We start from the raw sequence: 19,060 nt of genomic DNA, 5'->3' as shown, positions 1-19,060 counted from the left end.
AATGTGTCATGAGCGCTCTGCTCGAACACGTGATGTCGCCGGAGGTCAGGCCGTTCGCGATCGCGGCGGCCATGATCCTCATCGTCGGCTCGATCGAGGTGGTCTCGATGCTGGTCGGGGCCTCGCTCAGCGAGATGCTCGGCACCAACATCGATTTCGGTCACCCCAGCGACAATGGCGTGATCAACGCCATCTCCTGGATCAATGTCGGCGGCGTGCCGCTCCTAATCTTCCTGCTGCTGCTGCTCGGCGCCTTCTCCATCACCGGCTTCCTGATCCAGGACATCGCGCGGATGGTGGCCGGTCCCTTGCCGGCAACGCTCGCCTCGGTCGGAGCGGTCGCCGTCTCGATTCCGCTGGTCCGCGCCGCAAGCAGGGGCATCGCGCGGGTCATTCCCAAGGATGAAAGCTATGCCGTCGGCCTCGGCGATCTCGTCGGCCGCGTCGGCGAGGTCGTGATCGGCCCGCTCGATCAGGGGCCGCCCGGCCGCGTCAGCGTCGCCGACATCCACGGCAACCGCCATTTCGTGTGGGCGGTCGCCGCACCGTCATCATTGCCCCTGCCGCAGGGAACCATGGTCCTGCTGGTCGATCGCGCCGGCACCCGCTTCGTGGCGGTGAAGGCCGACGATGAACTGAAACCTTCCAAACCGCCTCTAAGCAGCTGACAAGTCATTTATCGGAGAAAGTCATGTTCGACATTGCAGTCCCGGCCATGATCGGCGTCGCGCTGATCGTCGTCCTCGGGATCGTCTTCACCATCCTCTACAAGCGCGCCACCCGCGACGAGGCCTTCGTGCGCACCGGCCTCGGCGGCAAGAAGGTCGTGCTCGACGGCGGCGCCATGATCCTGCCGATCTTCCACTCCTATGCCAGCGTCAACCTGAAGACGCTGCGGCTCACCGTCGAGCGCAAGGAGCGGGAGTCCCTGATCACCAAGGACCGCCTGCGCGTCGACATCGTCGCCGAGTTCTACGTGCGCGTCCGTCCTGACGATGAGAGCATTGCGCTCGCGAGCCAGACGCTGGGCGCGCTGACCAATGACGCCGAAGCCCTGCGTAACCAGGTCGAGGCAAAATTTGTCGACGGCCTGCGTTCGGTGGCGGCCACCATGTCCATCCTGGAGTTGCAGGAAAAGCGCAGCGATTTCGTCAAACACGTGCAGGCGACCGTGGAGTCGGATGTAAAATCCAACGGTCTCGAGCTTGAATCGGTGTCGCTGACCAAGCTCGACCAGACGGATGTGAAATTCTTCAATCCGGAAAACTTCTTCGACGCCGAAGGTCTGACCCAGCTGAAAACCGTCACCGAGACGCGCCGGCGCGACCGCAACTCGATCGTGCGCGACAACGAGGTGGCGATTGCGCAAAAGGACCTCGAGGCGCGGCAGCAGACCCTGACCATCGAGCGCACCAAGAAGGAGGCCGAGCTCTCCCAGGAGCGCGACATCGCCAACAAGACCGCGAGCACCCGCGCCGAGGTGGCGACTGCGACGCAGACGGCGCGCCTGACCGAGGAGAACGCCCGCATCGATACCGACCGCGCCGTCGCCGAGAAGGAGGCCGGCGCCAAGCAGGTCAAGGAAACCGCGGTCATCGAGTCGGATCTCGCCATCAACAAGCGCAAGACCGACGCGCAGCGCGAAATCCAGATCGCCACGCAGGAGAACGAGATCCAGATCGCGGCCAAGAGCAAGCAGACCTCGGAAGCCGTCGCCGACGCCAAGACCGCCGAGGCGCTCGCCGTCTCCGCGGAGGAAAAGGTCGTGACCGCACGCGCAGTCGAGGTCGCCGACCGTGCCCGTCTCACCCAGGTGCTCGCCGCGCGCACCGAGGCCGAGCGCAAGTCGACCGAGCTGATCGTCGCAGCCGAAGCCGAAAAGAAGGCCTCGCTCGATCGCGCCGAGGCCGTCAAGACGCTGGCCACCGCGGAAGCCGAGTCCAACAAGATCAAGGCTGTCGGCGTCAGGAATATCGGCGAGGCCGAAGCCGCCATCATCACGCTCAAGAACGAGGCGCAGAACAAGCTCGGCGCCAACGTCATCGACTTCGAGCTCGCCAAGAAGCGGATCGAGACCATGCCCTCGGCGCTGGCCGAGATGGTCAAGCCGATCGGCAATCTCAAGGACGTCCGCATCCTGCACACCGGCGGCGCGTTCGGCGGCAATGGCACCGGCGGCGGCAATGTCGGCTTCGGCGAAGGGCTTGCGGGCGAGCTCCTCAAGGTGCACGCGCTGCGTCCGATGATCGACGAGATCCTGCGCCAGAGCGGGTTTGCGCCGGGCGAGGATCCCGTGAAAGCGCTGGTCGGCGCCGTGACGGGAAAGAGCAACGGCGCCGCAGTGCCGGCGCCCGCGCCGGAGAAAACAAACACCGCCGATCTATGAACGCCGGTTCATTGCTGCGGAGAATTCGAATCGATATGAACTGCCCGTGCGCGTCTCGCGTCGCGCACGCTCTGGAGCGTCGATCGATCGCGTGTTGAACCACTCGATCGCGCTCCGGGTGAATTCTTCGAGGCAACGCCATTTGTTGCCGCGGTGCCTGCGCGGATCGACGTCAGGCACCGGAGCCTCTTTCGATCGGGGGAATTTCACATGAAGTATTTTCTGTCCGGACTGATCGCGATCGGTCTTGCGATCGCCGCTACGCCGTCGTTCGCGGCCGACGCCCGCAACGTCACTGTCGTCAACGAGACCGGCTATGCCATCAAATTCCTGGGCTTCAACGCGCCGGACGACGGCCTGGACGAATGGGAGAACGAGCTCGACAAGGTTTTGCAGAACCAGGCGAGCACCTATGTCGAGTTCGAAGAGGACGACGAGGGATGTGTCTGGAACATCCGCGTCGACTGGCAGAACTATGACGAATCCGTGCTCTGGAAGAACGTCAACCTCTGCAAGATCACCGCGCTTCGGTTGCGGTACGATTCCGGAACCAAGACCACGTCCTTCGTCGCCGAATAGTTTGACCTGACTTGAGCCAGGGGAGGGGTGGCGGCCCTTCCTCGGCGCATTGTGCAAGATCGCGAATTCGTCCTTTGCAAGCGCAAGCGGCTTTGTTATACGCAGCCGCGCGCGAACGACTGGTTCGCCCTTTCCTCGGTAGCTCAGCGGTAGAGCATCCGACTGTTAATCGGATGGTCGCTGGTTCGAATCCAGCCCGGGGAGCCAAAATCCAGCAAATTCAAAGCCTTACTTGCGTTGTAATTGCGCAACACCCCCCCGGGGCCGCCGCGTTGGGCCCGGCGCACGGCTGTGCAGTCGGCCGGTGGAGAGGGAATCGGTCGGACCATAGCTGTCCCCCAGCACAGCCTGACCAGGCGCCTATAATTCATGCTGAGAGGGTTGAACCCTCAGGCGAGGGACAGTTCGTCCTCCCAGGGTCTGCGACGGACGTTCCCCGAACATCGCATAGTAATACTGCGAGAACCGCCCGAGCTCGTAGAAGCCCTGCTGCATGGCAACAGCGGCCACGGTCGTCGAGCCGGGAACGCTCTCATGCAGAATGGAATGAACCGCACACAGCCGCTTGTGCCTGAGGAAGCTGACCGGGCCCAAGCCGAACACCTCCTGGAACGCGCGATGGAGGGTGCGGCGCGACACCCCGAGAGCGGCGCAGATCTCCGAGACATGCACCGGGCGCGTGCCGGCCTCGTCGAGATACTCCTCGACCCGGCGGATCAGCCGCCTTGCCGAAGGCAGCCAGCCGGTGTCGTCGGGCGGTAGCGACGACATCACGTTGGCCGCCATGCATTCGACGATCGATCGCTTCCAGAAATCGGCGGTCGAGGGCGTCAGGCCGCTCCTGTAGGTGCGCAGATGTGACATGATCCGGACCAGACGATGTGCGGCGATCGCGCCGCTATCGGGGGCCGCCCGGAAATGGTCGCGCCTGCGCCAGGTGTCGGGATTGCTCAGCCTCGCTTCGCCGCCGAACAGCGATGCAACCTCGTTGATGTCGAAGCGCATGGCGGCGTAAGCGGATGCACCGTGAAAGATTCCGTCATGCTCGAGCAGCGGCGGAATCACGAGCACGTCGTTGAGACGCATGTCGAAGGACCAGTGGGTGACGCGCTCTTCGGCCGCGAGCAGCATCCCGATGATCAGCTTGTCGTCGCTGGCGACACGCTGCGTGCGCATGCCGACGCTGAAGGTGCCGATGCTGAGCGAGAAATCGCCGATGCCGACATGGGAGAGCGATCCGCGCAATCGCCCGCGCCCGAGCTGCATGACATCGACGTGCGAGCCGTGAACGGCCTGGTGAAGACCTTCGAAGCCGTCGAGCTTACGCGAATCAACCAGAAGGAATTGGCCCATGGCGCCACCCTGTTACTCAAGCGCGACAATTCTGCGGCAGGCGGCGGCTGAACACCACTACAACGCGAAGTGGGTACGACAGTCCGAGTTCGCGCTTTGAGGTAAATTATCGCCGAATTTGACGCGAGCTGTACGCCACACGACGCTGCGGATTGAGGAATTTGCGACATGTGTCGTTAAGCCTCACCGATCGGCGCGACGTATTGGCACAAACTGCACATCACGGGCATCCTATCTTCGGATACCATTTGCAACCTAGGCGATATCGGCAACGATCGTTCTGCGAACCGCGGGGCGGGGATGGCGGTATGGTGTTGCCGCGGGCTCGAAGGATGTGCGCAAAAGAGGGAGAGATGCTGACGCAAGTCTACGACACCCATCTCGCACCCTCGGCGCCAAGAAGAGGGGACCAGACAATGCGTCCAGAATGCCGGGCAATGTGCTCTCGTCGACGCCTGCTGAAATCCGCGCCATAGTATCGGGTGGAATACTCGTATCGGAGTTTCCACGATGCTGCGGGCGGATACGGATCACTGCGAGTGGTTGCCGGACGACGTGAAGACCGGCGAGATGGTCTTCATTCCCGGCGGGACCTTCCGTATGGGATCCGACCATCATTATCCCGAGGAGGCGCCGAGCCACCGCGTCTCCGTCGACGGTTTCTGGATCGACCGCACCTCCGTCACGAACCGGCAGTTCAAGCAATTCGTCAACGCGACCGGCCACGTCACCGAGGCGCAGATCGTTCCCGACCCCAAGGACTATCCCGGCGCGCTGAAGGAGATGCTCTACGCCGGCTCGCTGGTGTTCTCGCCGCTGCCGCGCATCACCGATCTCACCGACTGGAGCCAATGGTGGTCCTTCATGCGCGGCGCCAACTGGCGTCATCCTTACGGCCCCGGCAGCAACATCAAGGGCCTCGACGACCATCCGGTCGTGCACGTCTCCTATAGCGATGCGGCAGCCTATGCCCGCTGGGCCGGCAAGGAGCTGCCGACGGAAGCGGAATGGGAGTTCGCCGCGCGCGGCGGCCTCGACGGCGAGGAGTTCGCCTGGGGCGATGCGCTGATGCCCGGCGGCAAGCACATGGCCAACATCTGGCAGGGCAATTTCCCCGTCCAGAATCTCGGCGAGGATGGGTTCAAGCGTACCTCGCCGGTCATGGCTTTCCCGCCGAACGGCTACGGCCTCCACGACATGATCGGCAATGTCTGGGAGTGGACCTCGGACTGGTGGTCGTCAAAGCATGCCGCCGATGCCGCAAAGCCTTGCTGCATTCCCAGAAATCCCCGCGGCGGCCGCGAGGAGGCGAGCTTTGATCCATGTCAACCCGACATCCGCATCCCGCGCAAAGTCTTGAAGGGCGGCTCGCATCTCTGCGCGCCGAACTATTGCCGTCGCTACCGCCCCGCGGCGCGCCACGCCGAGCCGGTCGATACTTCAACCAGCCATGTCGGCTTCCGCTGCGTGATGCGGACGCCTCTCGTTGTTCATCGCGAACAAGAAGGGTCTGCTGCAACATAGCAAGATAGGGAGTATCGCATGAGCAGCGAGTTGGAGAAGAACAACACCCAGTCCGGGGCTGACCAGTCGATCAATCGCCGAAAGCTGCTTTTGGGAACTTCGTCCATCGTCGCCGCGGCGACGCTGACATCGGAGGCTTGGCGCAAGCGCAGAAAGCGGCGCCGGGTTCAGCCGCGAGCCCGGCGGCTTCATCGGCGTCCGGCCGCAAGCCGAACATCCTCGTGATCTTCGGCGACGACATCGGACAGACCAATGTCTCCGCCTATTCCTTTGGTGTGATGGGCTATCGCACGCCGAACATCGACCGCATCGCGAAAGAAGGCATGATGTTCACGGACTATTACGCCGAGCAGAGCTGCACGGCGGGGCGGTCCTCGTTCATCACTGGCCAATGCACGCTGCGCACCGGCCTTTCAAAGGTGGGCATTCCCGGCGCGACCGTGGGTCTGCAAGCGCGAGACGCGACCATCGCAGAGTTGTTGAAGCCGCTTGGTTACGCCACCGGGCAGTTCGGCAAGAACCACCTCGGCGACCGCAATGAATATCTGCCAACCGTGCACGGCTTCGACGAATTCTTCGGCAATCTCTACCACCTCAACGCCGAGGAAGATCCGGAGAACCGCTTTTATCCGACCGGTATGCGGGACCAGATCGGCCCACGGGGCGTGCTGCGTTGCAAGGCGTCGGATCGCGACGATCCGACCGAACATCCGCGCTGGGGCAAGGTCGGCAAGCAGACCATCGAGGACACCGGCGCACTCACCAAGAAACGGATGGAAACGATCGACGACGAAACATCGGCTGCCGCCATCGATTTCATGCAACGTCAGGCGAAGGCCAACACGCCATTCTTCTGCTGGTTCAACACGACCCGAATGCACTTTCGCACGCATGTACGGGAGTCCCATCGTGGCCCGCCCGGGCTGACGGCCAGGACCGAATACGCCGACGGCATGATCGAAAACGATGCGACGATCGGAACGGTGCTCAAGGCTATCGACGATCTCGGCATCGGTAACGATACCGTCGTGATCTACACCACGGATAATGGGCCGCATCAGAACTCCTGGCCGGATGCGGGAACGACGCCGTTCCGCAGCGAAAAGAACACCAACTGGGAGGGCGCGTTCCGCGTGCCGTGCATGATCCGCTGGCCAGGACGAATTCAACCCGGCTCGATCTCGAATGAGACCATCAGCGCGCTCGACTGGATGCCGACCCTGCTGGCGGCCGCGGGTGAACCGGATATCAAGGACAAGCTGCTGAGGGGGCACCGGGCCGGAAGCAAAACGTTCAAGGTCCATCTCGACGGATATAACCAGCTTCCCCACCTCACGGGTCAGCAGGAGCGCAGCGCGCGCAAGGAGTTTGTCTACTTCGACGATGATGGCGACGTGGTGGCTCTGCGCTACGAGAACTGGAAAGTCGTCTTCGAAGAGCAGCGTGCGCAAGGTACATTAAGAATTTGGGCTGAGCCGTTTACCAAATTGCGCGTGCCGAAAATCTTCGATCTGCGCTCGGACCCCTACGAGCGCGCGGATATCACGTCGAACACCTACTACGACTGGCTCATGACGGACGGCGCGGGTGTGTTCATTGCTGCGCCTAGAATTGTGGGGGAGTTCCTCGCCACCTTCAAGGAATTTCCCCCGAGTCAGCGGCCGTCGAGCTTCAGCATCGATCAGATCGTCGAGAAGATGCAGAGGAGTTTTCAAGTCACGCAATAGCGTGGCGTGACCGCCTGGCAGCAACGCCGAGCGGCTGACGTGAACGACCAATGAAACACAGGGAGCGTAGAAATGAGCGGCGAACTAAAGAACAAGAACAATTCCTCCGACGCTGAACAAACGATCAACCGCAGAAATCTGCTCCTTGGAACATCATCGATCGTCGCAGCAGCGACGCTGACCTCGGAAGCACTGGCGCAAGCGCAGCAAGCAGCGCCCTCTCGCGCGCCGGCGGCAGCTCAGCCAGCGGGAGGCAAGCCCAACATTCTCGTGATCTGGGGCGACGATATCGGCATCGCCAACATCAGCGCCTACTCCAACGGATTGATGGGCTACGAGACGCCCAACATCGATCGCATCGGACGCGAGGGGATCAAGTTCCTCCACTATTACGGCGAACAATCATGCACGGCGGGTCGCGCGGCGTTCCTGACCGGCCAACACGGCATTCGCAGCGGCCTGACCAAAGTCGGCTTTCCCGGTGCGCCGATGGGCATGAGCCAGCTCGACCCATCGATTGGCGGCCTCCTCAAAAATCTCGGCTATGGCACCGGACAGTTCGGCAAGAACCACGTCGGCGACCGCAACGAGTCGCTGCCGACCGTCAACGGCTTCGACGAATTCTTCGGCAATCTCTATCATCTCAACGCCGAGGAGGAGCCGGAACTACCCGACTATCCCAAAGACCCCAGCTACCTCGCCAAGTTCGGCCCCCGAGGCGTGCTGAGGTGCAAGGCGGCAGACCGCGACGATCCGACCGTAGACCCCCGCTTCGGCAAGATCGGCAAACAGACCATCGAAGATACCGGCGCGCTGACCAAGAAGCGCATGGAAACGATCGACGACGAGACGTCGGCCGCTGCCATCGACTACATGAAACGGCAACAGGCCGCCGGCAAACCGTTCTTCTGTTGGTTCAACGCCACACGCATGCATTTGCGCACCCATGTGCGTACCGATCATCGCGGCCGCTACACGCATGGCGACAGCGAATACATCGACGGCATGCAGGAGCATGACGATACGGTAGGTACTCTGCTCAAAGCCCTCGACGATATGGGGATCGCCAACAACACCATCGTCGTCTACTCCAGCGACAACGGTCCTCACATGAACAGCTGGCCGGACGGCGCGATGACCTGGTTCCGTTCCGAGAAGAACACCAACTGGGAAGGCGCTTTCCGCGTGCCGTGCCTGGTGCGCTGGCCGGGCGTCATCAAGCCGGGCACGGTCACCAATGAGCTGATGAGCCACAACGACTGGATTCCGACGTTGTGCTCGGCGGCAGGTGAGCCCGACATCGTCAACAAGCTGAGCGCCGGGTACACCGCCAACGGCATCAACTACAAGGTCCATCTCGACGGGTTCGACCAGACCGCATTCCTGCGCAACGTCAGTGGCACGGCCGGCAACAACAACGGCACCAAGAGCGCTCGTGACAAGTTCTTCTACTCGGATGATGACGGCTTGCTCGTGGCCTTGCGCAAGGGCGACTACAAGTATGTCTACGCCGAGCAGCGTCTGCCCGGCACACTGGGCGTCTGGGCCGAGCCCTTCACCAAGCTACGCCTCCAGAAGATATTCAACCTGCTTCAGGATCCGTTCGAGCGGGCTGACATCACCTCGAACACATTCTGGGACTGGCAACTCAACCATGTCGGGCAGGTCTACGGCGCGATGGACGACGTCGGCGCCTTCGTCATGACCTTCAAGGATTTTCCGCCGCGGTCGTTCCCACCGAGTTTCGTACCGGCCACGATCCTTGAAGAGCAGCTCGATGAGATCAAGGACAACCGCGCCAGGGCGGGACAACGCGCCCAGAGCATCGACAAGATACGCTCGGGCGTCAATCAGATGATCGAACAGCAGCTCCAGCAACGCGGAGTCAAATAGCTGACACCCCATCCTCACCGGCCCGCGTCGTTGCGGGCCGGTGCCACCTTCGTAGTTACTCACTTGCGCCTGTGAGATCCAGAATGCCCGTTTCCCTCGCATCTGCCACCCGGCGTGGGTTTCTGATCGGTTTCGCCGCCATCAATGCTGTCGCGGTCTGGAGTGCGGCAGCTTTTGCTCGAACCGGACCTCTACCTTCGTGGAACGACGGGGTCACGAAGACATCAATCATCGACTTTGTTGGGCGGGTGACCTCGCCAGGCGGAGTCGATTTCGTGCCGCCGGCGGAGCGCGTTGCCGTGTTCGACAACGACGGTACACTTTGGTGCGAACAGCCAATTTATTTCCAGGCGGCCTTCGGCCTCGATAGCGTCAGGGCGATGGCGCCTCCCGAGTGGAAGCAGCAGCAGCCCTTCAAGGCGTTCCTCTCAGGCAACAAGGACGCGCTGGCGGCGCAGGGTGAGAAGGGTCTGCTGACACTGATCGCGGCCTCCCACAGCGGCGTGACGACCGACGCTTACGCTGCCTCGGTTGCCGACTGGCTCACCCGGGCGCAGCACCCGCGCTTTCATCGCCCTTATAACGAGCTCGTCTACCAGCCGATGGTGGAGCTGCTCGCCTACCTGCGCGCGAACGGCTTCAAGACCTTCATCGTATCAGGCGGCGGTGTCGAGTTCATGCGGGTCTGGGCCGAGAAGGCTTACGGCATTCCGCCGGAGCAGGTGGTCGGCTCCTCCGGCGTCACGCAATTCAAGATCGACGCCGATGGCAAACCCGTCCTGATGAAGCTGCCAAAGGTCGAGTTCATCGCCGACGGTCCCGGCAAGCCGTCGGGCATCAACCGCTTCATCGGCCGCCGCCCGATTCTTGCCTTCGGCAATTCGGACGGCGACCACCAGATGCTGCAATGGACTGCGGCCGGCCCCGGCGCGCGCTTCGTCGGCATCGTCCATCACACCGATGCGGCCCGCGAATATTCCTACGACAGGGAGTCCAAGATCGGAAAGCTCGACAAGGCCTGGGACGAGGCCATGCAGCGCGGCTGGACCGTCGTCGACATGACAAAGGACTGGACGACGATGTTTGCGTCCGAACGCGGCACCGCGGAAGCGTCGCAATGACGAGGACGCGTGCGGGAAGCTGCATCAATGACAGCAATAACAAAGGGAGGACAAGGATGTCTGGACATATGCGCATGTTTCGGTGGACGAACTGCCTGCTGGCGTTGGCAACCGGCGCGTCGCTTCCGGTCGGAACGGTGGCGGCGGCGCCGCTCCAGCCAGCGGCAATCCAGCAGGGCGCGACTGGACCATCCGATCTGATCGAGGTGCGTGCCGCTGTTCGCCGCGGCGGGGCCGCCATGGGGCCGCGTGGTGGGGCCGTGGTCCATCGTGGCGGCGCCGTGGTCGGCCCCCGAGGCGCCGCCTATCGCGGCCGGACCGCAGTGGTCGGACCGCGCGGCAACGTCGCCGTCCGCAGCACCACGGCCGTGGCCGGGCGCGGCGGCTGGGCGCGACCCGGCTATTACCACTGGCCGAGGGGCGGCGCGATCGCCGCCGGTGCTGCGATCGGCTTCGTGACAGCGGCCACGGCTGTGGCCTGGGCGGGTGCTGCGCCCGCGCCGGGGATGTGCTGGTACTACACCGATCCATCCCGCACGCAGGGTTTTTGGGACTACTGCCAATGAAGGCACGTCACTGACGCAATGAGGCGGCGGTCATGAGCGGCTACGACATCTTCGCCTGGATCGTGTTGGTGATCCTGCTCGCCAGCGCGATCGGCGTGGTCTGTATCGCGGGCTGGCTGCCCGGCCACATCGCGAAGTCGCGCAACCATCCTCATGCGCAGGCAGTGACTGTCGCCGGCTGGATCACGCTGTTCTTCGGCTTCGCGCTGTGGCCGATCGCGTTGATCTGGGCCTATCTCGACGTGCCCGCACGCAAGGCGGGAGATGCGTGATGGGTGTCGCGCTCTTTAATACCTATCTGGTGCTGCTGTTCCTGCTGGTGCATTTCGGGATCGTACGCTTCAACCTGTTCTGGAAGGCGTCGCCCGCGATCGTGCTGGTGCTGCTGCTGTTCGGACTGCTGATCCCGATGGGGTGGGGCGCACCGCAGGGCAATGCGCTGGTCGTGCGCAATGCAGTCTCGATCGTGCCTGATGTGGCGGGCGAGGTGACGGATGTTCCGGTTCTCGCCAACGCGCCGTTGAGGGCAGGCGATGTCCTGTTCAAGATCGACCCGACGCCTTACGCGGCGCAGGTCAAGGCGATCGACGCGCAGTTCAAGCTCGCCAAGACGCGCCTCGGCCAGATGACGCAGCTCTACGAGCGCGACGCCGGCCGCGGCTTCGATGTCGAACAGCGGCAATCGGAGGCCGACCAGCTCTCCGGCCAGCTCGAGGCCGCGCAGTGGAATCTCGACAAGACAGTGGTGCGCGCGCCGGCCGACGGCTACGTCACCAATCTCGCGCTGCGCAAGGGCGCGCGCGTGGCGAACCTGCCGCTGGCGCCGGTGATGGCGTTCATTGACGTCTCAAGCACCATCATCGGCGTCGAGATCAACCAGAACGATGCGCGCTACGTGGCGCCCGGCCAGGAGGTCGAGGCCACATTCAAATTCGCACCCGGGCAGATCTACTCCGGCAAGGTCGAGAGCGTGCTCCAGGCGATCGCGACCGGACAGGTGCAGACATCGGGCACGGCAGTCCTGCCGAAAGCCATCGAGGCCGCCCCCTTCGTCGTGCGCGTCAAGCTCGACGACGCCGATTTCGTCAAACGGTTGCCGGCCGGCAGCGCCGGAACGGCTGCGATCTACACCGATCACGTCAAACCGACCCACGTCGTGCGCCGCGTGATCCTGCGGCAGGTCGCGATCCTGAATTACGTCAATCCGTTCTAGCGAGAGGGCGCATGAAAAGAGCAATGCTGACGGCTTCGTTCCTCATCCTCACCTCGGCCACGCAGGCGCAGTCGCCGGTCCCGGTGACGGTCGATAATTTTGGGCGCGCGGAATCCGACCTGTACTTCGGCAACGGCGTCAAGGACGCCGGTGGCATCGGCAAGCTGTTTCACCATCGCGAGCCGATGGCGATCGATAAGCAGGGCGTCATCCGGTCGAATCGTGACACGCTGTACTCCATGGCCGTCGTTGATCTCGATGCGGGACCGGTAACGATCAAGTTGCCGGACGCTGGCAAGCGGTTCCGGTCGTTGATGGTGGTCAACGAGGATCACTACATCGTCGGCGACATAGAGTATCGCGCCGGAAGTTACACCTACGATCGGAAGAGGGTCGGCACACGCTATGCGCTGATCGGGCTTCGAACCCTCGTCGATCCCAACGATCCCAAGGATGTCGAGAAGGTCCGCGCAGTCCAGGACGCCGTCACGATCAGCCAGAAGGCGCCCGGCAAGTTCGAGATACCGAATTGGGATCCGGTCAGTCAGAAGAAGGTGCGGGACGCGCTCCTGGTGCTGTCGTCAACCGCAGGCGGCTTCAAGGATGCGTTTGGCGCCAAGGGGCAGGTCGATCCGATCCGGCACCTGATCGCGACCGCTGCGGGATGGGGCGGCAATCCCGACAAGGACGCCACCTATCTCAGCGTCACTCCCGAGAAGAACGACGGCAGCACCGTCTACAAGCTGACCGTCCCCGGCAATGTGCCGGTGGACGGCTTCTGGTCGATCAGTCTCTACAACGCCGAGGGCTATTTCGAGAAAAACCCCTACAACGCTTACTCGCTCAACAATCTGACGGCGACGAAATCAGCCGACGGCTCCACGGTGGTCCAGTTCGGTGGCTGTGACGGCAAGATCCCGAACTGCCTGCCGATCATGAAGGGCTGGAACTACACGGTGCGACTCTATCGGCCGCGTGCCGAAATTCTGAACGGCAAGTGGAAATTCCCCGAGCCGAAGCCGGTGAGCTGAAGGCTGAACGAGAATGGAGGCTGTCATGAGACACGCAATCGCAGGCGCCATCGCCATGACACTGATGACAGCGAGCGCGCATGCGCAGAGTCTGTCGCCGGATGAGGTTGCCGCGCGCACTATCCAGCGTCGCGCAGTCGAGGCGATGATCTGGGGCATGCCGGCGGTGAATGCCGATCTCATGCTCCAGACCATGCTTGGGACGACCAAGGCAAAGCCGAACGAGATCATTTACTGGTCGAAGCCGGTGAACTGGAAGAACCAGACGCTGACGCCCAATCCGGACTCGATCTATCTGATGTCGTTCTGGAACGTGAAGGACGGCCCGGTCGTGATCGACATTCCGCCCGCGCAAGGCGGCTCGATCGCGGGCAACATCGTCACGGCGTGGCAGATGCCGCTGGAGGACGCAGGTCCCGAAGGCGCCGACAAGGGGCAGGGCGGCAAATATTTGATCCTGCCGCCCGGTTACAAGGGCGACGCGCCCGCGGGCTACATCTCGCTTCAGTCGGACACGTTCAGCGGCTTCGCGCTGCTGCGCTCCAATCTCGCAAGCCACGGCGATGCCGACGTGGCGAAGTCGGTCTCCTACGGCAAGCAGGTCAAGGTCTACCCACTCGCGCAGGCGAAGGATCCGCCGCAGACCAATTTCACTGACGCCTACGACGTGCTGTTCGACTCCACGATTCCCTTCGATGCGAGCTTCTATCGCAGCCTCGACCGCGTGGTGCAGAACGAGCCGTGGCTCGATCGCGATCGGGCCATGATCGACCAGCTCGCGAGCATCGGCATCGAGAAGGGCAAGGCTTTCAATCCGGATCAGAAGACCGTCGCGCTGCTCGATCAGGCCGCCCGCGAGGCCCATGCGATACTCGAACAGCGCTACGACGCCGGCTTCGCCGTAATCAACCCGGGCATCCGCTGGTTCCCGGCTGCGGTGCCGGAGATGGTCAAGGCGGCGAGTACTGGATACGCCGATCCGAACACCTATCCGGTCGACATGCGCGGCGTCTCCTACACGCTTGGCTTCACCGGTATCAAGCGACTGGGCACCGCGCAGTTCTACCTGTTGGCCAACAAGGACAGGGATGGCCAGCCGTTCGACGGCGCCGCCACCTATCGCCTGACGGTGCCCGCCAACGCGCCGGTCAAGCAATACTGGTCCGCAACCGTCTACGACCGCGAGACGCACGCGCTGGTGCGCAACATGCCGAGTGCAAGCCGGGCTTCGATCAGCCCGGGCATCCAGAAGAATGCCGACGGTTCGGTCGATGTCTATTTCGGTCCGAAGGCGCCGGAGGGCAAGGAAGCCAATTGGGTGCCGACCGATCCGGCGCGGAAGTTCGAGTTGCTATTCCGCCTCTACGGGCCCGAGCAGCCGCTGTTCGACCACAGCTGGAAACTGCCCGATGCCGAGCGTGTCGCCGCCACGATCGGGGGCGCCAAGAAGTAGTGCAATTGGGCGAGCGTGATGCGTTCGGGTGGAAGACGTGACGAGAATAGGGAGACGCGACATGACGGGACACATTCGCAAAGCCGGGCTCGGGACTGCATTGGCGCTGGCGAGCTTCGCCGCTCAGCCCGCGCTCGCCGCTTCTGGCGGCGTGAGCTTCTGGCTTCCGGGCATCTTCGGCAGCTTGGCCGCCGTTCCCGTAACGCCTGGATGGGCCTATTCGACGATCTACCTTCACCTCAACGAAAAGGCCGGAGGAGGGCAGAACTTCGTCACCAGCGGCGGCATACCCGGCTCGGTGACCGCCGGCCTCAACGCACATGCCGACGCGTTCGTCATGGGCATCACCTACACCTCGCCGATGCCGGTGCTGGGCGGCCAAGCCGGCTTCACCGTGCTCACCGCGCCCGGCAACATTGGCGCCGGCATCGATGCGACGCTGACCGGTCCGCGCGGCAATACGATCTCGGGCAGCGCCACCGACAACCGCACGACGCTGACCGACGTGTTCTACCAGGGCACGCTGAAATGGAATCAGGGCGTCCACAACGAGCTGGTCTACATCACCGGCAACATCCCGAGCGGCACCTATGATTCCAGCCGGCTCGCCAATCTGAGTTTTGGCTTCCCCGCCATCGACGTCGGTGCCGGCTACACCTATCTCGATCCGAAGACCGGACACGAATTCTCGATCGTCGGCGGCCTCACCTATAGTTTCATGAACGGGGCCCTCCAGTATCAGAACGGCATGGATTTTCATGTCGACTGGGCTGCCTCGCAGTTCGTCAGTAAGAACGTTCACATCGGCATCGCCGGCTATTTCTTCCAGCAGATCACCGACGATAGCGGTCCCGGCGCCAAGCTCGGTGGCTTCCGCGGCCAGGCGGTCGGCATCGGTCCGCAGATCGGCTTCATGATCCCGATGTCCGACGGCTACCAGGGCTATCTCAATGTCCGAGGCTACAAGGACCTTGAGACAGAGAACCGGCCGAACAGCTGGTCGACCTGGGTTACTTTCTCGGTCTCGCCGGCAGCGCCCGCGCCGGCGGCGACGAAGCCCATCGTTCGAAAGTACTGATGGAGGCGTTCAAGCAGCTCCGATGACCGGAGAGAAAACCAGCAAACGCGTATTTCGCATTGGCTACCAGACATCGATCATCACGGTGTTCGTGGGCGTGGTGCTGCTTGTGGGCCTGACGCTGGTCTATCTCAGCTTCGAACGCGTGACCGCCATCACCAGGACGGCCGCCTCTGGATTCATCGAGAAGGTGGCGCAGCTTGGCGCCGATCACATCGACGAGCAGTTCAAGAATGTCCGCGACAATCTCGACATCCTGTCCGGCCTGCCGCCGATTCAGGAGGCCGACATCGCGGACAATACGCGGCTCTACAGCCTGATGGCGGCGATGCTGCGCAACAACCCGCAGCTCTTCAATCTCTATGTCGGCTACGAGGACGGCTCGTTCATCGAGATGGACGTGATCGACCGGGCCCAGCCGTCGTTCCGGAAGGGCTTGAACGTCGATGAGGATGCTGCCTTCCGGCTGGTCGTGATCTCGCGAACGGCGGGGGCCGCGCCTGTCACGCAGTATCTCTCCGAAAACCTCATTCAAGTTGCCGAGGTCGCCGGACCCGCGAGCTACGACCCGCGGCAGCGGCCCTGGTATGTCGAGGCGTTCAAGAACGACAAGACGCTGTTGACCGGTCCTTACGTCTTCTACGCCACGGGCGAGCCGGGCTACACGCTGCGGACGCCGTTGAGGGAGGGGCGCCGCGGCGTCATTGCGGGTGATTTGCTGCTGAATCGGTTCGAGGACATGTTGGCGGAGCAGAAGCTCGGCCAATCGGGGCTGGCGTTCCTGTTCAACGATGCCGGGCGCATCGTCGGCCATCCCGAGATGAACCGCCTGATGGCGGAGATCCCGGAGCGGCAGGACGACCTGCCACAGATCGGCGCGCTCCGGCTGCCTGCGCTCGTGCCGGTCATCCGCTCCTGGCGGGACGGCGGGGCGGCCCAGCAGTTCTTTGCCGACGCGTCGGGCCGAACCTACGTTGCAGCGGTTCACAGGCTCGAGACGGCCGGCTCGGCCAATATCCGGATGGCGATGGTCGCGCCGCTCGACGAGTTCTATGCGCAGATCATCGACGAGCGCCGCACGCTGTTCGCGCTGGCGCTGGCCTTCGTCGGAGCCACGCTGCCATTCGCGTTCTGGCTCGGATCGCTGATGGCACAGCCGCTGCGCAAGCTCGCCGACGAGACCGACGCGATCCAGCGGTTCGAGATTACCGAGCGGCCGCGCGTCCATTCTGTCATCGCCGAGATCGAGGAGCTTGGCCGTTCGGTGTTCACCATGCGCAGCGTCGTCCGCAGCTTTGCGAGCTTCATCCCGCGCCAGATCGTGCGGCAGCTGATCGAGACCGGCTCTTCGCTCAGCCTCGGCGGCTCCAGGCGTGAGGTCACGGTGCTGTTCACCGACGTCGCCGACTTTACCGCCAAGACGGAGCGCGCCGACCCGTCGCAGGTGATGATCCACACCTCGCGCTATTTCGCGGTACTGTCGGACGAGATCATGCGGCACCAGGGCACGATCGACAAATATATCGGCGACGCCGTGATGGCATTCTGGAACGCGCCGGCCGACGATCCCGACCACACCGTCAATGCCTGCCGCGCCATCCTGGCATGCCTTGCGGCCAACGAAGCGCTCAACAAGGAGTTTCGCCGCGAGGGCTGGCCGCCCTACGACACCCGCTTTGGCCTGCATGTCGGCGTCGCCGTGGTCGGCAACATCGGCTCGAGCGACCGGATGAACTACACCGCGCTGGGCGCCACCATCAACCTGGCGTCGCGGTTGGAGGGACTGAACAAGAATTACGGCACGCGCGTGCTGGTCAGTGCGGCGGTCCGCGCCAGCGTCGGCGATCGGTTCCTGTTCCGCAGCGTCGACAGTATCACGCCGAAGGGATTTGCCGACGCGATCGAAGTCAGTGAGCTCCGCGGCGAGCTCGCGCACGCCGATGAAGCCGAGGTTACGATGTGTCGACGCTGGGATGAAGTCTTTGCGGCGATCGCGCAGGACGGCGCGGCCGAGACGACGCGGGTCCGGCTGTCGGCCTTCCTGCACGACTATCCCAAGGATAGCGTCGCGCTATTTCATGCCCAGCGATTTCGGTCCGCGGCCCGGAATGCGGGAGCGGCGGCATGAACATCTTCGGTGTCAATCGCCGGCAGTTGCTGCGGCACGGCGCGGCGCTGGCGGCCGCGTCAATGCACGCGGCGCCAGCCATTGCGCAGGCGCGCAGCAGAATTCGGCTCGGTTATCTCCACGTTGTCGCCGTGGACGGACACATCTGGACCGGGCTCGATCGCGGCTCGTTCGACCGCGAGGGGATCGATTTCGAATTGCACGAGTTCAACACCGGACCTGAGGTCTTCGAGGCGATGGCACGGGGTGAGCTCGACGTCCTCTCGGCCGGCGGCGTCATCTCCAACTATCTGGCGCTCGGCCGCGGCCGGGGCTTTCTCATCAACGACATTGAGGTCGCGACCGCGCAGCTCTGGGTCCGGCCGGCGCTCGGCGTCAAGGGGATGGCAGATCTCAGGGGCAAGCGGATCGCGACGACGATGAAGACCACGGCGCACATTTTTCTCGATCGCGCGCTGCGGGCCAACAACGTCAACCCGTCCGAGGTCGAGATCGTCAACGGCAGCATGGCCGCCGCCGTCAAGGCGTTCATTGCCGGCGAAGTGCCGGCCGTTGCGCTCTGGGTGCCGTTCAACATTGCCGTCCGCGAGGCGTTGCCGGATGCGGTCAAGCTGGTGGACGCCTCCGCCTTCTACCCGCAATCCGCCGTGCTCGGCGGCTGGGCCGCGCGGATGGATTTTTATGCTGGGAACAGGGACGTGCTGGCCCGGATCATCCGCGCCTGGGCGGAAGCGAACGACCACATGGTGCGCAACCCGGCGGCCGCAGCGGAGGCGCTCCAGACACATTACGGGCAGTCGCGTCCCGCCGACATCGCGGAAGCCTTCAAGGCCCAGAAGCTCTATTCCTCGCGCGAATGGAAGCGGCTCTATTCCGACGGAACCGTCGTGAAATGGCTCCAGCAGGTCAGTGACTTCTTCATGACGGATGCCGGCGTCACCACACCCGTGCGGGCCGCAGACTATTTCGACACGCAGCTCTACCTTGCAACCGTCGCCTGAACTTGCA

The 19,060-nt window shown here is 63.3% G+C and carries 17 protein-coding genes and 1 tRNA gene; 17 read left to right on the top strand and 1 reads right to left on the bottom strand.

Annotation, left to right across the window (positions count from 1 at the left end; all coding sequences use genetic code 11):
* The first annotated feature begins 8 nt into the window (after window positions 1–8).
* The 4 genes from AB7290_RS21625 (at window position 9) to AB7290_RS21610 (ending at window position 3,172) form a co-directional block, all read left to right on the top strand.
* Window positions 9–668 carry an OB-fold-containig protein gene (locus tag AB7290_RS21625; protein ID WP_085401466.1) on the top strand — a complete coding sequence of 220 codons (660 nt, stop codon included), beginning with the start codon at window positions 9–11 and terminating at the stop codon, window positions 666–668.
* Between the two features lie 23 nt (window positions 669–691).
* Complete coding sequence (locus tag AB7290_RS21620) at window positions 692–2,386, top strand: flotillin family protein (protein WP_085401467.1); 1,695 nt, start codon at window positions 692–694, stop codon at window positions 2,384–2,386.
* Between the two features lie 210 nt (window positions 2,387–2,596).
* On the top strand, window positions 2,597–2,965 hold the full coding sequence (locus tag AB7290_RS21615; protein WP_085401469.1) for a hypothetical protein: 369 nt from the start codon (window positions 2,597–2,599) through the stop codon (window positions 2,963–2,965).
* Between the two features lie 132 nt (window positions 2,966–3,097).
* Window positions 3,098–3,172: transfer RNA gene (locus AB7290_RS21610), tRNA-Asn, on the top strand.
* Between the two features lie 153 nt (window positions 3,173–3,325).
* Here the strand turns inward: AB7290_RS21610 and AB7290_RS21605 are convergent.
* Window positions 3,326–4,210, bottom strand: coding sequence for a helix-turn-helix domain-containing protein (locus AB7290_RS21605; RefSeq protein WP_245343994.1), 885 nt, complete (start codon window positions 4,208–4,210; stop codon window positions 3,326–3,328).
* Between AB7290_RS21605 and AB7290_RS21600 the strand changes: the two genes are divergently transcribed.
* From AB7290_RS21600 to AB7290_RS21540, 13 genes are all read left to right on the top strand, one after another.
* Window positions 4,190–4,369, top strand: a complete 180-nt coding sequence (locus tag AB7290_RS21600) for a hypothetical protein (RefSeq protein ID WP_223153560.1) — start codon at window positions 4,190–4,192, stop codon at window positions 4,367–4,369. The genes AB7290_RS21605 and AB7290_RS21600 overlap by 21 nt on opposite strands.
* A 459-nt stretch (window positions 4,370–4,828) precedes the next feature.
* On the top strand, window positions 4,829–5,842 hold the full coding sequence (locus tag AB7290_RS21595) for a formylglycine-generating enzyme family protein (RefSeq protein ID WP_085399537.1): 1,014 nt from the start codon (window positions 4,829–4,831) through the stop codon (window positions 5,840–5,842).
* Between the two features lie 137 nt (window positions 5,843–5,979).
* Window positions 5,980–7,569 (top strand): arylsulfatase, encoded by a 1,590-nt coding sequence (locus tag AB7290_RS21590; protein WP_441253790.1) that lies wholly within the window; start codon window positions 5,980–5,982, stop codon window positions 7,567–7,569.
* A gap of 72 nt (window positions 7,570–7,641) precedes the next feature.
* Complete coding sequence (locus tag AB7290_RS21585; protein ID WP_085399539.1) at window positions 7,642–9,462, top strand: arylsulfatase; 1,821 nt, start codon at window positions 7,642–7,644, stop codon at window positions 9,460–9,462.
* Between the two features lie 83 nt (window positions 9,463–9,545).
* Window positions 9,546–10,583, top strand: coding sequence for an HAD family hydrolase (locus AB7290_RS21580; protein WP_085399540.1), 1,038 nt, complete (start codon window positions 9,546–9,548; stop codon window positions 10,581–10,583).
* A gap of 74 nt (window positions 10,584–10,657) precedes the next feature.
* A complete protein-coding gene (locus AB7290_RS21575; protein WP_244623025.1) occupies window positions 10,658–11,149 on the top strand; it encodes a hypothetical protein in 492 nt (163 codons plus the stop codon).
* Window positions 11,150–11,181: 32 nt separating this feature from the next.
* Window positions 11,182–11,421, top strand: coding sequence for a DUF3302 domain-containing protein (locus AB7290_RS21570; RefSeq protein ID WP_014495358.1), 240 nt, complete (start codon window positions 11,182–11,184; stop codon window positions 11,419–11,421).
* The gene (locus AB7290_RS21565; protein ID WP_085399542.1) at window positions 11,421–12,362 is read left to right on the top strand and encodes an HlyD family secretion protein; all 942 of its coding nucleotides are present in this window, start codon (window positions 11,421–11,423) and stop codon (window positions 12,360–12,362) included. The genes AB7290_RS21570 and AB7290_RS21565 overlap by 1 nt, the downstream gene beginning before the upstream one ends.
* An 11-nt stretch (window positions 12,363–12,373) precedes the next feature.
* The gene (locus AB7290_RS21560) at window positions 12,374–13,393 is read left to right on the top strand and encodes a DUF1214 domain-containing protein (RefSeq protein ID WP_085399543.1); all 1,020 of its coding nucleotides are present in this window, start codon (window positions 12,374–12,376) and stop codon (window positions 13,391–13,393) included.
* Between the two features lie 25 nt (window positions 13,394–13,418).
* Window positions 13,419–14,846 carry a DUF1254 domain-containing protein gene (locus AB7290_RS21555; RefSeq protein WP_166096534.1) on the top strand — a complete coding sequence of 476 codons (1,428 nt, stop codon included), beginning with the start codon at window positions 13,419–13,421 and terminating at the stop codon, window positions 14,844–14,846.
* Between the two features lie 61 nt (window positions 14,847–14,907).
* A complete protein-coding gene (locus tag AB7290_RS21550; RefSeq protein WP_085399545.1) occupies window positions 14,908–15,924 on the top strand; it encodes a SphA family protein in 1,017 nt (338 codons plus the stop codon).
* A gap of 22 nt (window positions 15,925–15,946) precedes the next feature.
* Window positions 15,947–18,052 carry an adenylate/guanylate cyclase domain-containing protein gene (locus tag AB7290_RS21545; protein ID WP_085399546.1) on the top strand — a complete coding sequence of 702 codons (2,106 nt, stop codon included), beginning with the start codon at window positions 15,947–15,949 and terminating at the stop codon, window positions 18,050–18,052.
* Window positions 18,049–19,053 carry an ABC transporter substrate-binding protein gene (locus tag AB7290_RS21540; RefSeq protein WP_085399547.1) on the top strand — a complete coding sequence of 335 codons (1,005 nt, stop codon included), beginning with the start codon at window positions 18,049–18,051 and terminating at the stop codon, window positions 19,051–19,053. The genes AB7290_RS21545 and AB7290_RS21540 overlap by 4 nt, the downstream gene beginning before the upstream one ends.
* The last annotated feature ends 7 nt before the right edge of the window (window positions 19,054–19,060 follow it).

This window comes from Bradyrhizobium sp. 613_E4_N2_2, assembly GCF_052075995.1.
In the GTDB taxonomy this organism is placed as follows: Bacteria; Pseudomonadota; Alphaproteobacteria; order Rhizobiales; family Xanthobacteraceae; genus Bradyrhizobium; species Bradyrhizobium barranii.
This window is presented reverse-complemented; position numbering and strand designations above follow the sequence as displayed.